This is a genomic window from Cupriavidus basilensis (assembly GCF_008801925.2).
Lineage (GTDB): Bacteria > Pseudomonadota > Gammaproteobacteria > Burkholderiales > Burkholderiaceae > Cupriavidus > Cupriavidus basilensis.
In genome coordinates this window covers 3,200,208-3,214,509 of the sequence record NZ_CP062803.1, presented here as the reverse complement: position 1 = coordinate 3,214,509, position 14,302 = coordinate 3,200,208, and the positions used below count along the sequence as shown (strand labels likewise).

13 protein-coding genes and 1 pseudogene are annotated in these 14,302 nt (G+C 66.8%); 7 read left to right on the top strand and 7 right to left on the bottom strand.

Features of this window, described 5'->3' with window-relative positions; genetic code table 11:
- Positions 1-45: 45 nt before the first annotated feature.
- A pseudogene (locus F7R26_RS41780) lies at positions 46-1,006 on the top strand (Bug family tripartite tricarboxylate transporter substrate binding protein).
- A gap of 452 nt (positions 1,007-1,458) precedes the next feature.
- Positions 1,459-2,949, top strand: coding sequence for a DEAD/DEAH box helicase (locus F7R26_RS14815; protein ID WP_150990825.1), 1,491 nt, complete (start codon positions 1,459-1,461; stop codon positions 2,947-2,949).
- A gap of 97 nt (positions 2,950-3,046) precedes the next feature.
- Here the strand turns inward: F7R26_RS14815 and gluQRS are convergent, their stop codons facing one another.
- Together gluQRS and F7R26_RS14805 are read right to left on the bottom strand one after the other, a co-directional pair.
- Positions 3,047-3,979: a tRNA glutamyl-Q(34) synthetase GluQRS gene (gene gluQRS / locus F7R26_RS14810; protein WP_150990823.1), complete on the bottom strand. Its 933-nt coding sequence runs from the start codon at positions 3,977-3,979 to the stop codon at positions 3,047-3,049.
- A 61-nt stretch (positions 3,980-4,040) separates the two neighbouring features.
- Positions 4,041-4,964, bottom strand: coding sequence for a LysR family transcriptional regulator (locus tag F7R26_RS14805; protein WP_150990821.1), 924 nt, complete (start codon positions 4,962-4,964; stop codon positions 4,041-4,043).
- A gap of 150 nt (positions 4,965-5,114) precedes the next feature.
- Here F7R26_RS14805 and F7R26_RS14800 point away from each other — a divergent pair, with 150 nt between their 5' ends.
- Positions 5,115-5,813 carry a pirin family protein gene (locus F7R26_RS14800; RefSeq protein ID WP_150990819.1) on the top strand — a complete coding sequence of 233 codons (699 nt, stop codon included), beginning with the start codon at positions 5,115-5,117 and terminating at the stop codon, positions 5,811-5,813.
- Positions 5,814-5,977: 164 nt separating this feature from the next.
- On the top strand, positions 5,978-6,970 hold the full coding sequence (locus tag F7R26_RS14795; protein WP_150990817.1) for a CobD/CbiB family protein: 993 nt from the start codon (positions 5,978-5,980) through the stop codon (positions 6,968-6,970).
- 67 nt (positions 6,971-7,037) lie between these two features.
- On the opposite strand, the gene F7R26_RS14790 is transcribed toward F7R26_RS14795, so the two are convergent.
- The 3 genes from F7R26_RS14790 to F7R26_RS14780 are packed head-to-tail and all read right to left on the bottom strand — an operon-like array spanning position 7,038 to position 9,673.
- Complete coding sequence (locus F7R26_RS14790; protein ID WP_150990815.1) at positions 7,038-7,346, bottom strand: putative signal transducing protein; 309 nt, start codon at positions 7,344-7,346, stop codon at positions 7,038-7,040.
- 54 nt (positions 7,347-7,400) lie between these two features.
- A complete protein-coding gene (gene rsgA, locus F7R26_RS14785; protein ID WP_150990813.1) occupies positions 7,401-8,429 on the bottom strand; it encodes a ribosome small subunit-dependent GTPase A in 1,029 nt (342 codons plus the stop codon).
- The gene (locus F7R26_RS14780) at positions 8,426-9,673 is read right to left on the bottom strand and encodes a M48 family metallopeptidase (RefSeq protein ID WP_150990811.1); all 1,248 of its coding nucleotides are present in this window, start codon (positions 9,671-9,673) and stop codon (positions 8,426-8,428) included. The genes rsgA and F7R26_RS14780 overlap by 4 nt, the downstream gene beginning before the upstream one ends.
- Positions 9,674-9,868: 195 nt before the next feature.
- Between F7R26_RS14780 and orn the strand changes: the two genes are divergently transcribed.
- Positions 9,869-10,519: an oligoribonuclease gene (gene orn / locus F7R26_RS14775; RefSeq protein ID WP_150990809.1), complete on the top strand. Its 651-nt coding sequence runs from the start codon at positions 9,869-9,871 to the stop codon at positions 10,517-10,519.
- 67 nt (positions 10,520-10,586) lie between these two features.
- The gene (locus F7R26_RS14770) at positions 10,587-11,468 is read left to right on the top strand and encodes an AEC family transporter (RefSeq protein WP_150990807.1); all 882 of its coding nucleotides are present in this window, start codon (positions 10,587-10,589) and stop codon (positions 11,466-11,468) included.
- Between the two features lie 19 nt (positions 11,469-11,487).
- On the opposite strand, the gene mog is transcribed toward F7R26_RS14770, so the two are convergent.
- Together mog and yjgA are read right to left on the bottom strand one after the other, a co-directional pair.
- Positions 11,488-12,141, bottom strand: coding sequence for a molybdopterin adenylyltransferase (mog, locus tag F7R26_RS14765; protein WP_150990805.1), 654 nt, complete (start codon positions 12,139-12,141; stop codon positions 11,488-11,490).
- A 47-nt stretch (positions 12,142-12,188) separates the two neighbouring features.
- Complete coding sequence (yjgA, locus tag F7R26_RS14760) at positions 12,189-12,806, bottom strand: ribosome biogenesis factor YjgA (protein WP_373887586.1); 618 nt, start codon at positions 12,804-12,806, stop codon at positions 12,189-12,191.
- Between the two features lie 57 nt (positions 12,807-12,863).
- On the opposite strand from yjgA, the gene pmbA reads away from it, so the two are divergent.
- On the top strand, positions 12,864-14,234 hold the full coding sequence (gene pmbA / locus F7R26_RS14755) for a metalloprotease PmbA (RefSeq protein ID WP_150990801.1): 1,371 nt from the start codon (positions 12,864-12,866) through the stop codon (positions 14,232-14,234).
- Positions 14,235-14,302 lie beyond the last annotated feature (68 nt).

The window sequence follows — 14,302 nt, the reverse complement described above, 5'->3', positions numbered from 1 at the left end:
GTAAGCATGTCCCGACCAATAAAAGAAGATTTCTGGAGACTAGGCATGGTTCGACGCGCTTTGCTTGCGCTTGCCCTTGGCGGCACTTCCCTGATGACCTCCCACGTCATGGCCGATGCTTACCCGGCCAAGCCGGTGCGCGTGGTGGTGCCCTACGCGGCCGGCGGCGGCAGCGACATCGTGGCACGCGCGCTGGGCGAGAAGCTGAGCAAGAAGCTCGGCCAGCCCATCATCGTGGACAACAAGGCCGGCGCCTCCGGCATCATCGGCACGGACGCGGTGGCCAAGGCGGCGCCGGACGGCTACACGCTGCTGGTCACGATCACGCAAGTTCCTCTACAACCGGCTGCCCTACGATCCGCGCAAGGACCTGACGCTGGTCAACGTGATCGCCGATGCGCCGCTGGTGCTGGTCACCACGCCATCGCTGCCGGTCAAGTCAGTGAAGGAGCTGGCCGACTACGGCCGCGCTCACAAGGGAAAGGTCAGCTATGCCTCCTGGGGTGTCGGCTCTTATCCGCACCTGGCAGGCGCGTATTTCAGCAAGGTCACGCACGGCGATATGGTGCATGTGCCATACAAGGGCGAGGCCCCCATGCTGCAGGACCTGCTTGGCGGCCAGGTGCAGTGGGCCGTGGCCAGCGTGCTGTCGGCCAAGCCTTACATCCAGAGCGGCAAGCTCAAGGCCATCGCGGTGACGGGCACGCAGCGCAGCACGGTGCTGCCGGACCTGCCGACCTTCGCCGAGGCGGGCATGGACGACAACGCGTTCAAGGTGTTGGGCTGGATTGGGTTGCTGGCGCCGGTCGGCACGCCCGCGCCGGTGGTGGCGAAACTGGATGAAGAGGTGCGCGCGCTGATCCAGGCGCCGGACATGCAGGCGCGTTTCGCCGCGCTGGGCCTGCGCCCGGTGGGCAGCACGCCTGCCCAGTCGCAAGCCATCTTTGCGCGGGAATGGCCGGTGTGGAAGACGCTGGTGGCGGAGTCGGGCGCGAAACTGGACTAAGCCGCAATGGAAATAGGGGCCGCATGCAGTGAGTGCGTGCGGACTCCCCCCGCTTAGCCGGTAATCCGGTAATCCGGTAAGTCTGTTACCCGGTCAGCCAGGTGGCGCTCAGCTGCTGGCGTTGCTTGCCGGCTCGATCTCCGGTGCGTTGGCGGCATGGCTGGCGTTCATAAAGTTGAAATCCGCGGCGCCGAAACTGGCGTAGCCGCCACACCCGCACTACCCTTAAACGGGCCGCTAATGCTACAATCTAAGTCTTTGATTTACATGAGCTATTGATCGCGCGGCGGAATTGCCCGCAGAGGCACGGACAGACGACGGCTTGCAGTGGCGTGCAGCAGCACAACGCGCCCCGCGCGGCCGGCCCCTAAATCCATGCGCAGATCTCCCCCGCTCGGTTCAAGACGCGTGTCCGTTGGCGCCGGGTTCGCCTCCTGCAAGACACGGAAACCATGACGACTACGACCACTGACCAGACCACCCCCGAGATCACCTTCGACAGCTTCGGGCTGGATGCGCGCATCCAGCGCGCGTTGTCCGAGCAGGGCTACACCAAGCCCACTCCCATCCAGGAGCAGGCGATTCCCGTGGTGCTGCTGGGCAAGGACGTGATGGGCGCGGCCCAGACCGGCACCGGCAAGACCGCCGGCTTCGCGCTGCCGATCATCCAGCGCCTCTTGCCGCTGGCCAGCGCCAGCGCCTCGCCGGCCCGCCATCCCGTGCGCGCCCTGATGCTCACCCCCACCCGCGAACTGGCCGACCAGGTCTACGACAACGTGGCCCGCTACGCGCGCTTCACGGACCTGCGCAGCACGGTGGTGTTCGGCGGCGTGGACATGAACCCGCAGACCGAGGCGCTGCGCCGCGGCGTGGAAATCCTGGTGGCAACGCCGGGCCGGCTGCTCGACCACGTGCAGCAAAAGTCGGTGAACCTGTCGCAAGTGCAGATGCTGGTGCTGGACGAGGCCGACCGCATGCTCGACATGGGTTTCCTGCCCGACCTGCAGCGCATCATCAACCTGCTGCCGGCACAGCGGCAGACGCTGCTGTTCTCGGCGACCTTCTCGAACGAAATCAAGCGGCTGGCCGCCAGCTACCTGCGCCAGCCGGTCACCATCGAAGTGGCGCGCAGCAACTCGGCCAACGAGAACGTGCGCCAGACCGTGTTCCAGGTCGAAGACGGCCACAAGCAGGCCGCCGTGGTGCACCTGCTGAAGAAGCGCGCCGCCGAAGGCCTGTCGCGCCAGTGCATCGTCTTCGTCAACAGCAAGATCGGCTGCTCGCGCCTGGCGCGTCACCTGGAGCGCGAGGGCATCAATGCCGCCGCCATCCACGGCGACAAGACCCAGACCGAGCGCATGCAGACGCTGGATGGCTTCAAGCAAGGCAATATCGATGCGCTGGTCGCCACCGACGTGGCAGCGCGCGGCCTCGACATTCCCGACATGCCCTGCGTGATCAACTTCGACCTGCCGTTCAGCGCCGAAGACTACATCCACCGCATCGGCCGTACCGGCCGTGCCGGCGCCAGCGGCGATGCCCTGTCGATCTACGTGCCGGCCGATGAGCGCCTGCTGGTCGATATCGAGAAGCTGCTCAAGCGCAGCCTGCCGCGTACCGCGCTGGTGGGGTTCGACCCCACCGGTGCCGGCGCCCGCGCTGACGAGAACGACCGCCGCCGTGCCCGCACCGAAGTGCGCCGCCCGCGCGCCAATGGCGACGGTGAGGAGCCGCGTGCGCGCCGCAACGATCCGGCCAGCTCGCGCAACGCGTTCCGCCCGTCCGACGATTCCTTCTTCTCGCGTCCTTACGAGCCGAGCGTCGCGGCGATTGCCGCGCAGCCCGAGGTGACGGACAACAATGCCGCCGCCTTTGGCCGCGGCCGTCCGGCGCCCAAGCGGCAGCTGGCGGCGCTGCTGGGCGGCGTGCCGCGCAAGTCCTGAGCGCCACGGCGCGGCACCGCGCGTAGCGGATCGCTGCCGCCGCAGCCAGCAAGAGAGGCGCCTTCGGGCGCCTCTCTTGTTTTGGGCCTCATGCCAGTCAGGGGTGCGTCGCCGCTTCGCCTTGCGTCTGCGCGGGGAGGCTTTCCAGCAAGGCCGCCCAGCCGGCAGTGGCATCGCTCAGCCAGCTCTGCACCGATTGCGCCGCGCTCGCCAGTCCCAGGTGCGCGCCGGCCGTGCGCAGCGCCGCCAGCGGATCGAGGCCGTCGATGGCCTGCGCGCCGCTTTGCTTGCTGAGCTTCTCGCCCAGCGCATTGGTCACCACCGGCACATGCAGGTACGACGGCGTGGGCAGTCCCAGCAGATGCTGCAGGTGGATCTGCCGCGGGGTGGAGTCAAGCAGGTCGGCGCCGCGCACGATATGCGTGATGCCCTGGTGCCCGTCGTCGACCACTACCGCCAGCTGGTAGGCCCACAAGCCATCGGCACGGCGCAGCACGAAGTCGCCGAGCTCGGTCGCGAGGTCCTGGCATTGCCGGCCTTGCCAGCGGTCGTCGAAGCAGATCAGCGCGGCGTCGCCGTCCGGCACCCGCACCCGCCAGGCGCGGGGCAGCTTGCCATGCAGGCCGTCGCGGCAGGTGCCGGGATACCCGAGCGTCTGGTGGCGCTCGCGCGCATGCAGCAGCGAGTCGGCGATTTCCTTGCGCGAGCATCCGCAGGGATAAATCCGGTGGTCGGCATCGAGCTGGCGCAGCGCTTCGGCGTACAGCGCTTCGCGCCGGCTCTGCCATTGCGGCGGCTCGTCCGGATGCAGGCCGAGCCGCGCCAGGGCGCGCAGGATCTGCTGGTCCGCGCCGCGCACGCAGCGCGGATAGTCGATGTCCTCGATGCGCACCAGCCAGCTGCCGAGATGGGCGCGTGCGTCGAGCCAGCTGGCCAGCGCGGTGACCAGGGAGCCCATGTGCAACGGGCCGGTGGGGGAGGGCGCAAAGCGGCCCCGGTAGCTGGGCGCCAGGCTCGGGTGGGTAGACATGGCGAAAGCAGGTGTTAGACGGTGATAGGTCCGGCGATGGGTCTGGTGCGTAGTCTGGTGCTTAGTCAGGCTGGCCCGGCTGCTGCTGGAGCAGGGCTTGCGCCAGGCGCGGGTCGTCCAGCTTGTTGGCCCACCATTGCAGCGCCTTGCCGCGCGTGCTGGTGCGCCAGGCTACCTTGAAATTGCCGGGGGCGCGCACCTCCAGGGTCTCGCGTGCCTGCAGCACGCCGCTTTCGATAAAGGGCTGCGCCATGGGCGCCGGCAGCCAGCCGCAGCCCAGGCCGCGGATCTGGGCTTCGAGCTTGTCGCGCATGGTGGGCACCACCAGCACGTCCTGCCCGGCGAGCACGCCATGGGTGCGCGCGGGCAGGTTGCGCGAGGTATCGCCCACGGCCACGATGCGGTGCTTGGCGATCTGCAGGGTGGTCAGCGGGCCGGGCTCGGTCGCCAGCGGATGATGCGCGGCCACCGCGAAGACAAAGGGCATGGAGCCCAGCGCGCGCACCTGGAAGCCCTGGGTGCTCGGCGCATCGTAGGCGCCGCCGATCACCAGGTCGGCGCGGCTGCTGACCAGCGCATCCCATGCGCCACCCAGCACTTCCTTGGCAAAGCGCAGCCGGGTGGCATCGTTCTCGGCATAGAAGTCCTGGATGACCGGCAGCAGGGCGCGGAAATTGATCAGGTCGTCGACCACGATGGTCAGGGTGGCCTCCCAGCCGGTGGCCAGCCGCTTGACGCGGCGGGCCAGGTCGTCGGCGGCGTGCAGCAGGTGGCGGCCTTCGTCCAGCAAGGCGCGCCCGGCGGGCGTGAGCTCGGCGCGGTGGCGGCGTCGGTCGAACAGCAGCACGTCCAGGTCTTCCTCCAGCTTGCGCACCACATAGGTGAGCGCGGAGGGCACTTTGCCCATCTCGTGCGCGGCGGCTGCGAAGCTGCCCTTGCGCTCGATGGCATCAAGAACTTCCAGGGATTCGAGAGAGAGTGCCATGTTCAGAATTTCTGAATGAATGCTTCTAAGATCGGTCCGCCAAATATACGCCTGCCACCCTAAACTGCCTAGCATCGAAACGTAGCGCAAGGCCAGGACTAGGATTAACCCAGCTCCTGCGCCGATGTGGCCTGAAGGAGGGCCGTCAAAATGATTGAAATCAGAAAGGCGGGTGAACGTGGTTATGCCGATCATGGCTGGCTCAAGTCGTACCATACGTTTTCCTTCGCGGACTACTACGATCCCAAGCACGTGCAGTTCGGGCCGCTGCGCGTCATCAATGAAGACCGTGTAGCGCCGGGCATGGGTTTTGGCACCCATGGCCACCGCGACATGGAAATCATCAGCTATGTGCTGGAAGGCGAGCTGGCCCACAAGGACAGCATGGGCAACGGCAGCGTGATCCGCCCCGGCGACGTGCAGCGCATGAGCGCGGGCACCGGCGTGCGGCACTCGGAGTACAACCACGCCGCACACGACACCACCCACTTCCTGCAGATCTGGATCCTGCCGGAGAAGTCCGACCTTGAGCCCGGCTACGAGGAAAAGCACTTTCCGGCGGCCGACAAGCGCGGCCGGCTGCGCCTGGTGGGCAGCCGCGACGGTGCCGAGGGTTCGGTGGTGATCCATCAGGACATGCGCCTGTATGCCGGCCTGTTTGACGCGGACGAGTCCGCCACGCTGGCGCTGGCACCCGGGCGCAAGGCCTATGTGCATGTGGCGCGTGGCCGCGTCACCGTCAATGGCAAGGCGCTGGAAGCGGGCGATGCCGCGCAGCTGGAAGGCGCCGAGGCCGTGACCCTGGCGCACGGCGATGGTGCCGAAGTGCTGGTGTTTGACCTGCCCTGAGGCGTTGCCTCGGCAGCCCGCAGCCCGCCCGCTTTGCCGGCGGGCTGCTGTGCTTTGTCTGGGCGGGTTTGCCGTATGCTATCGTCTCGCCATAGATAAGATAAGCGATCAGCCCGGCACACGCGCCGCCTGATGCGCCCTGGCCATCGACACCCAGACCAGAGATGACATTTGTATCCGTTCTCCTCGCGCTGATCGCCGAGCAGTTCCGCGCCCTGGGCCGCAACAATCCGATCTACGACATCGTGCGCGTTCTTGCCGAGCGCGCCGAGCATGCCTTTGACACCGGGCGTCCGCGCGATACCGCGCTGGCCTGGTTCACGGTGGTGCTGCCGCTCACGCTGACCGCCATGGTGGTGCACTACCTGCTGGCTTCCATCAGCGTGGCGCTCACGCTGGCGTGGAATGTCCTGCTGCTCTACCTCACCCTGGGTTTCCGGCAGTTCAGCCACTTCTTCACCGACATCCACGAGGCGCTTAACCGCGATGACCTGCCGCGCGCCCGCGCGCTGCTGCACGAGTGGACCGGTCTCGAAACCATCGAGATGCCGGTCACGGAAATCGTCCGGCACACCCTGGAAGCCGCCATCGTGGCAGTGCACCGGCATGTGTTCGGGGTGTTTTTCTGGTTCCTGGTGCCGATCGGCCCGGGTGGCGTGGTCTTGTACCGCATCGCCGAGTACCTCGCGCGCCACTGGAATATCCCCTCCACGGACCGCAGCCCCGCGCTGGGCCGCTTTGCCGCGCGTGCCTTCTACCTGCTGGACTGGATTCCTTCGCGGCTGACCTCGGTCGGCTTTGCCATCGTTGGCAATTTCGAGGACGCGGTCTATGCGTGGCGCAACCATGCGCGCAAGTGGAACGATGCCGTCAACGGCATCCTGCTTGCCAGCGGCGGCGGCGCGCTTGGCGTGCGCCTGGGGGTGCCGCTGGCCGAAGAGAGTACTGCCGTGGTGCTGCGGACCAGCCTGGCCGGGCCGGCGGTGGACTATGCACCGGGCATGGACGACGACAGCGAGCCCGAGGCGGCCGCGCCGGAATTCGGGGTGGAACCCAACGTGCGTACGCTGCAATCGGCCATCGGCCTGGTGTGGCGCGCCGTCGTGCTGTGGATGCTGCTGCTGGCGATGTTGTCGCTGGCGCTCTGGGTGGGCTGAGCCAACCCCGCCGTACCCGTTGACCGTCGGCCATCGACGCCCGCGCTTGCCGCGGGCGCTTTGCTTTTCAGGGTTGCCGCGGTGCGCCGCATTGCCAGCACGAGCCGAACTGCGCATCGTGCCATTCCCCGCAGGACACGCAGGCCCATCGCGGGCCCGGCGCCGGATTGGCGGCGGCGTGCAACACCTCCCAGGCCTCGGCCTCCCGTTCATCGTCGATCAGCCAGACCTGGGGGGCGCTTTCGCGAAACGGGATATCGCCCATGGCGCCAGCCAGCCACGTATTGCGCAGGTCGGCGCGGATGCCGGCGGCTTCCAGCACATTCTGGCAGTGCGCGGCATGGACGAGGGAAGGGGTCGATAGCAGTAGTTTCATCGGGATCGGGTGCGCCGCATGCCCGTTTGTCCGCAGGCGGCGCGCCCGATTACCTTACCACGGCTTTTGCTGGCGGGATTCGTGCAGCAGCTGCGTGTAGAGCTGGTGGCGCCGGCCGGAGATCTCGCCGGCCTTCATCGACGCCAGCACGCCGCAGCCGGGCTCGTTGATGTGGTGGCAATTGTAGAAGCGGCACTCGGTCAGGCGTGGGCGGAATTCGGGGAACGCGCGCTCCAGCATGCCTTCGCTCAGGTGGTGCAGGCCAAACTCCTGGAAACCCGGCGAATCGATCAGGCAGCCACGCTGGCGCGCTTGAGGATCCGCGTCATCCATGCCATCCACGCCATCGGCCTCGCCATCCACGCTGGCGGGCAGGTGGTAGAGGCGGGTGAAGGTGGTGGTGTGCTTGCCCGAATCCAGCTTGGCGGAGATTTCCCGGGTTTGCGCTTCCACGCCCGGGATCAGCAGGTTCAGCAGGGAGGACTTGCCCATGCCCGACTGGCCGATCAGGATGCTGGCGCGGTGCGCCAGCTGCGGGCGCAACTGCGCCAGCGTATCGTCCGGCGAGCCGTGCACCGACAGGAACAGCGTCTCGTAGCCAAGCCCGCGGTACAGTTCCAGGCGGCCGCGCGCTTCTTCCAGCCGCTCGGTCAGGTCGATCTTGTTGAGGATGATCAGCGGGCGTATGCCCAGTGCTTCGGCGGACACCAGCGCGCGGCCCAGCAGGTCTTCCGAGAAGCCCGGCTCGGTCGCCAGCACAATCACTACCTGGTCGATATTGGCAGCCAGCAGCTTGGACTTGAACTGGTCCGAGCGATGCAGCAGGTTCTTGCGCGGCTTGAAGCCGGTGATCACGCACTGGTCGGACGCGGCGCGCTCGATGGTGACTCGGTCGCCCACCGCGCATTCGCTGCGCTTGCCGCGCGGGAAGCCGTGCAGGCGGCTGCCGTCGTCCAGTTCGATCACATAGTGGCGGCCGTGCGCGGCGACGATCAGCGCCTCCTCGGCGGCGGCGCCATTGGCATTGGCTTTGGCAGGGCTTGGGGCGCGCTGCGGGCCTCCCCGGCTGGCGGCGCGGCTCATGCGTGCGCCAGCAGGCGGTCGATCCGCTGTGCTGCCGGTGGGTGCGAGTAGTAGAAGGCGCTGTAGATCGGGTCGGGGGTCAAGGTAGAGGCATTGTCCTTGTAGAGCTTGACGAGGGCAGAGACCAGGTGGCCGGCATCGGTCTGGCCGGCCGCAAACGCATCCGCCTCGAACTCATGGCGGCGCGAGGTCAGGCTTGCCAGGGGGCCAAGCAGGAAGGTGAAAACCGGCAAGGTCAGGAAGAACAGCACGAGGGCAAGGGCGTGATTGGTGGTGCCCAGGTTGGGCAGCACGCCCAGCCCGGTGTAGAACCACGTGCGGCTGGAAAGCCAGCCCAGCGCGGCGAGGAAGACCAGGCTCAGCGCAAAGCTGACCAGCATGCCCTTGAGGATGTGGCGCCGCTTGAAGTGGCCAAGCTCATGCGCCAGCACCGCTTCGATCTCGTCATCGGCAAGGCGCTCCATCAGCGTGTCGAAGAAAACGATGCGCTTGGCCGCGCCGAAGCCGGTGAAGTAGGCATTGCCGTGCGCGCTGCGCTTGCTGCCGTCCATGACGAACAGGCCGCGGCTGCGAAAGCCGCATTTCTGCAGCAGCCGCGTGATGCGGGCTTCCAGCGAGGCATTGGCCAGCGGCTCGAAGCGGTTGAACAGCGGCATGATCACCGACGGGGCAATCATCTGCACAAAGATGGTGAAGGCGATCCACGTCAGCCAGGTCCACGCCCACCAGTACTCGCCCATATGCGCCATCAGCCATAGCACGGCGAGCAGCAAGGGCAGGCCGAGCGCGCAGCCAACGGCGGTCATCTTGAGCAGATCGGCCAGGTAGAGCTTCCAGCCCATGCGGTTGAAGCCAAAGCGCTGCTCGATGCCGAACTGCCCGTAGAGCGAGAAGGGCAGGTCGACCAGGCCCCCGATCACGGCAACGCTGGCGATCAGCGCCACGCTGTAGGCGTAGCCCGGCCCGAAGGTGTCGATCCAGAACTGGTTGATCCACTGCAGCCCGCCCAGCATGGTCAGCACGATCAGCAGCGCGGCGCCAGCCAGCACTTCCAGCATCGACAGCCGGGTGCGGGCGATGGTGTAGTCGGCCGCCTTCTGGTGGGACGACAGCGTAATGGTGTCGGCAAAGCGCTCAGGCACAGCATGACGGTGTTGCGCCACATGGCGCACCTGGCGGGCGGCCAGCCAGAGCTTGGTCAGCACCATCAGCATCAGGGCGGCTAGGAACAGAAACGTGAACATCGGGCAGAGCCTTGTCGTGTGAAGCCTTGGCGTACGCGGTGGCGGCCGGACCGCCGAAGCGGGTTTCCGAGCGCGTTGGAACCGGCTGCGGTGGCGGATATGCGAGAATTATAAGTTGTTCGTGCCTGCTGCCCCGTGTTCCTGATCCGGAGCGCGGGCGCGCCCCCTATTGCTTCCCTTTCGATTGCAGTCCAGATGACCAGCCAAAATACCCACGTCCCCAGCGGCGTCAAATCCGTCAAGAGCGAAAACAACCTGATCTGGCTGGACATGGAGATGACCGGCCTGATGCCCGACACGGACCGCATCATCGAGATCGCCATCGTCGTGACGGATTCCGAACTCAACATCCTGGCCGAAGGCCCGGTGCTGGTGATCCACCAGGAAGACGCCGTGCTCGATGGCATGGACAACTGGAACAAGGGCACCCACGGCCGCTCGGGCCTGATCGACAAGGTCAAGGCCTCGACCCTGACCGAAGCCCAGGCCGAGGCCGAACTGCTGGCCTTCCTCAAGCGCTGGGTGCCGGCCGGCAAGTCGCCCATGTGCGGCAACTCGATCTGCCAGGACCGCCGCTTCATGGCGCGCTACATGCCCAAGCTGGAGGCGTTCTTCCACTATCGCAACCTCGACGTCTCCACGCTCAAGGAACTGTGCAAGCGCTGGGAGCCGGCCATCCACAAGGGCTTCATCAAGCGCCAGCTGCACACCGCGCTGGCCGATATCCTGGAGTCCGTGGAAGAGCTGCGCTACTACCGCACCCACTTCATCCGGCAGTCGGCGCCGGCAGCCGTACCTGCAGCCGCGGCCGAGGCGAGCGCAACGCCGGATACCCCGGCCGCCTGATTCTTTCTCCTCCCATGTCACTGCCAAGGCGCCCTGCGGGGCGCTTTGGCTTAACGGCAGCCCGCCCATGCTTGCGCGCATCGTCTCGATCATCACGCCGGTCATCCTGATCATCCTGGTCGGCTGGCTCTACGGGCGCCGCGCGCACCCCGACATGTCCGGGATCAACCGCGCCACGCTCGATGTGATCGCGCCGCTGCTGGTGGTGTCGGCCTTTGTCAGCAAGGAATTCGTGCTGGCCGACCAGCTTGTGCTGCTGGGTTGCGCGATTGCCGTGGTGCTGGGCTCGGGCTTGATGGCGTGGCTTGGCGCGCGGCTGCTGGGGGCGGATCCGCGCACCTTCGTGCCGCCGATGATGTTCAACAACTGCGGCAACATGGGCTTGCCGCTATCGGTGTTCGCGTTCGGGCCGGTCGGGCTGGCGCCCGCCGTGGCGCTGTTCGCCGCGTCCAATCTGATGCACTTCACCATCGGCATGAAGATCGTCAACCGGCACGCGTCGATCACGCAGATCGCGCGCAATCCGATGGTGCTGGCAACCGTGGGGGGGGTGGGATTGTCGCTGGCGCGGCCGTGGTTCTCGCTGCCGGAGCCGGTGTTCCAGTCGATCAAGCTGCTGGGCGACGCCACCGTGCCCTTGATGTTGTTCGCGCTCGGCGTGCGCATGAAGGACGTGAGCCTGCGCAACTGGGGCATGGGCGCGATCGGCGCTGCGGTCTGTCCGCTGACCGGCATCGCCTGCGCCTTGCTGCTGGCGCAGGTGGTGCCGCTGACCCAGCTTCAGCGCGGGCTGCTGTTCGTGTTCGCGTCGCTGCCGCCGGCCGTGCTCAACTTCCTGGTGGCCGATCATTTCCGGCAGGAGCCGGACCAGGTGGCGTCGATCGTGCTGCTGGGCAATGTGGCTGCCGTGCTGTTCGTGCCGGTGGGGCTGTATCTGGGGCTGCGATAGCGTGGCTGCCCACTGAGGTTCACGCGGCGGGTTTGGCGCGGATCGCGTGCTTTGGGCGCCACACCTTGGCCACGGCTTCGTCAGTCTCGATGTAAGGCCCGCCGATCAGGTCGACGCAGTAGGGCACGGCGGCAAAGATGCCTTGCACGATGGAGTTGCCGTCCTCGCCGCGCAGGCCTTCCAAGGTTTCACGGATGGCGCGCGGCTGGCCCGGCAGATTGATGATGAGGGCGGCGCGGCTGGCGGTTTCGCGAATCACGGCCACCTGCCGTGACAGGATGGCCGTGGGCACGAAGTGCAGGCTGACCTGGCGCATCTGCTCGCCAAAGCCAGGCATTTCCTTGGTGCCTACCGCCAGCGTGGCCTCGGGGGTCACGTCGCGGCGGGCCGGGCCGGTGCCGCCGGTGGTCAGCACCAGATCGCAGCCGGTCACGTCGACCAGCTCGATCAGCGTGCGCGAGATCAACGCCTGCTCGTCAGGGATGAGACGCTCCACGGCCTGCCAGGGCGAGCTCAGGGCGCGCCCGAACCAGTCGCGCAGCGCCGGGATGCCCTCGTCCTGGTAGGTGCCGGTCGAGGCACGGTCGGAGATCGAGACAAAGCCAACCAGCAGTTCGTCCGGGTGCCTGCGGGTAACGGGATGGACCAGCGCGGGCGTTGTGGTTTGCATCATCTTGTCCCCATTTCCTTGGTTGCTGCGTTCGGGATGCCGTTTATCGGTTATTCGCCGGCTTCCGGCTCGGGTTCCTGCTCGCCGGTGGCCGTGGCCTGCTTGCTTTCCAGCGCGGTCTTGATGGCCTGGAACAGCTCGCGGAAGTAGCGCGGCGGCTTGTTCATCTCGTGCTCTTTGCGCGCGTTGCGGATGATGTTGCGCAGCGCCTGGACGTCGCTGGCCGGATGCTCGGCCAGGAATTTCGTCAGCGCGGCGTCGTCCGCCAGCAGCAGCTCGCGCCAGCGCTCGACCAGGTGCAGCTTGGCCGTCTCGGCCTTGCTGGTGCCCTTGAAGCCTTCCAGCACGCGCTGGATGGCGGCCACTTCGTCATCGTCGAGCCTGCGCATGACCTTGCCGACATACTGCATCTGGCGGCGCTTGCCTTCGTGGTTGGTGATGCGCCGCGCGTCGCGGATGGCGTCGGCCAGCGCTTCAGGCATGGGCACGCGCGCCAGGCGGTCCTTGGGCAGGGCTTCGAGTTCCACGCCCAGGTCTTGCAGGGCGAGCATGTCGCGCTTTTTCTGCGACTTGCTCTTGAGCATGTCGTCGTCGTCGGCCGGCTCAGGGGTGAACGGGTCGGGGAAGCCGGAGGCGTTCCGGGGGGAGGGGCGGGTGTTTCGCGTCATGGTTGGCATTTTATCTTGCTATGATTCTTGTTTGGACTTTTGATGACCGCGCCCACAATGGATCAATCCGCAGACCAGACCACCCACTTCACTTATACCCAGGCCCAGCTCAGCGAGATGGCCGCCGATGTGCTGCGGGTGGCACGCGAGCTGGGCGCCACCGACGCGGCTACCGAGATCTCCGAGGGCAGCGGCCTGTCGGTGTCGGTGCGCAAGGGCCAGGTGGAAACCATCGAGCAAAACCGCGACAAGGTAGTGGGCGTCACGGTCATGATCGGCCAGCGGCGCGGCAACGCCAGCACCTCGGATTTCTCGCCGGCGGCCCTGCGCGCCACGGCCGAGGCGGCTTACAACATCGCTCGCTTCACCGCGGAAGACGATTGCGCCGGCCTGGCTGAAGAAGCGCTGCTCGAGCGCAACCCGCAGGATCTAGACCTGTTCCACCCGTGGAATATCGACGCTGAGCAAGCCATCGAGCTCGCGCGGCGCGCCGAGGCGGCCGCCTTCGCGGTCTCGCCGCGCATTCGCAACAGCGACGGCGCCAGCGTCTCGGCCCAGCATTCGCAGTTCGTGCTGGCCACTTCGCGCGGCTTCACGGGCGGCTACCCCTATTCCCGCCACTTTATTTCCTGCGCGCCGATCGCCGGCACCGGCAGCGGCATGCAGCGCGACGACTGGTACTCGTCCAAGCGCGCGCCCGGCGCGCTGGCTGCGCCCGAGGACATCGGCCGCTATGCCGCCGAGCGCTCGCTGGCCCGCCTGAATGCGCGCCAGTTGTCGACGCGCCGCTGCCCGGTGCTGTTCGAGGCACCTCTGGCCGCCGGCCTGCTTGGCGCCTTCGTGCAGGCCGTGTCTGGCGGCGCGCTGTACCGCAAGTCGACCTTCCTCTACGACACATTGGGCAAGGCGGTGTTTGCGCCGCATATCCATATCCACGAGCAACCCCACCTGCCGGGCGCCATGGGCAGCGCACCCTTTGACGAAGAAGGTGTGAAGACCCACGCGCGCGATGTGGTGCGCGGCGGCGTGGTGGAAGGCTATTTCCTCTCCACGTATTCGGCGCGCAAGCTGGGCATGACGACCACCGGCAACGCCGGCGGCTCGCACAACCTGACGCTTTCCAGCAAGCTGACCACGCCGGCAGACGACTTCGCCGGCATGCTGCGCAAGCTGGGCACCGGCCTGCTGGTGACCGAGCTGATGGGGCAGGGCGTGAACTATGTGACGGGCGATTACTCGCGCGGCGCGTCGGGCTATTGGGTCGAGAATGGGGTGATCCAGTACCCGGTGGAAGAGATCACCATCGCCGGCAACATGAAGGAGATGTTCCAGCAGATCGTGGCCATTGGCGCCGATTCGCTGGTGCGCGGCACCAAGGAAACCGGCTCGGTCCTGATCGAGCAGATGACCATCGCCGGCGGCAACTAAAACGACAGCGGCGGCCTGAAGACAGGCCGCCGCGTGCTCAAAACGTCAGCGACGTCAGCGTCGCTTGA

Bases quoted from the DNA above. Each gene is read 5' to 3' on its own strand.
- F7R26_RS14795 (WP_150990817.1), top strand. From the start codon at position 5,978: ATGACATTTGTATCCGTTCTCCTCGCGCTGATCGCCGAGCAGTTCCGC.
- F7R26_RS14780 (WP_150990811.1), bottom strand. From the start codon at position 9,673: ATGTTCACGTTTCTGTTCCTAGCCGCCCTGATGCTGATGGTGCTGACC.
- F7R26_RS14790 (WP_150990815.1), bottom strand. From the start codon at position 7,346: ATGAAACTACTGCTATCGACCCCTTCCCTCGTCCATGCCGCGCACTGC.
- F7R26_RS14800 (WP_150990819.1), top strand. From the start codon at position 5,115: ATGATTGAAATCAGAAAGGCGGGTGAACGTGGTTATGCCGATCATGGC.
- F7R26_RS14815 (WP_150990825.1), top strand. From the start codon at position 1,459: ATGACGACTACGACCACTGACCAGACCACCCCCGAGATCACCTTCGAC.
- rsgA (WP_150990813.1), bottom strand. From the start codon at position 8,429: ATGAGCCGCGCCGCCAGCCGGGGAGGCCCGCAGCGCGCCCCAAGCCCT.
- mog (WP_150990805.1), bottom strand. From the start codon at position 12,141: ATGATGCAAACCACAACGCCCGCGCTGGTCCATCCCGTTACCCGCAGG.
- pmbA (WP_150990801.1), top strand. From the start codon at position 12,864: ATGGATCAATCCGCAGACCAGACCACCCACTTCACTTATACCCAGGCC.
- orn (WP_150990809.1), top strand. From the start codon at position 9,869: ATGACCAGCCAAAATACCCACGTCCCCAGCGGCGTCAAATCCGTCAAG.
- gluQRS (WP_150990823.1), bottom strand. From the start codon at position 3,979: ATGTCTACCCACCCGAGCCTGGCGCCCAGCTACCGGGGCCGCTTTGCG.
- F7R26_RS14805 (WP_150990821.1), bottom strand. From the start codon at position 4,964: ATGGCACTCTCTCTCGAATCCCTGGAAGTTCTTGATGCCATCGAGCGC.
- F7R26_RS14770 (WP_150990807.1), top strand. From the start codon at position 10,587: ATGCTTGCGCGCATCGTCTCGATCATCACGCCGGTCATCCTGATCATC.
- yjgA (WP_373887586.1), bottom strand. From the start codon at position 12,806: ATGACGCGAAACACCCGCCCCTCCCCCCGGAACGCCTCCGGCTTCCCC.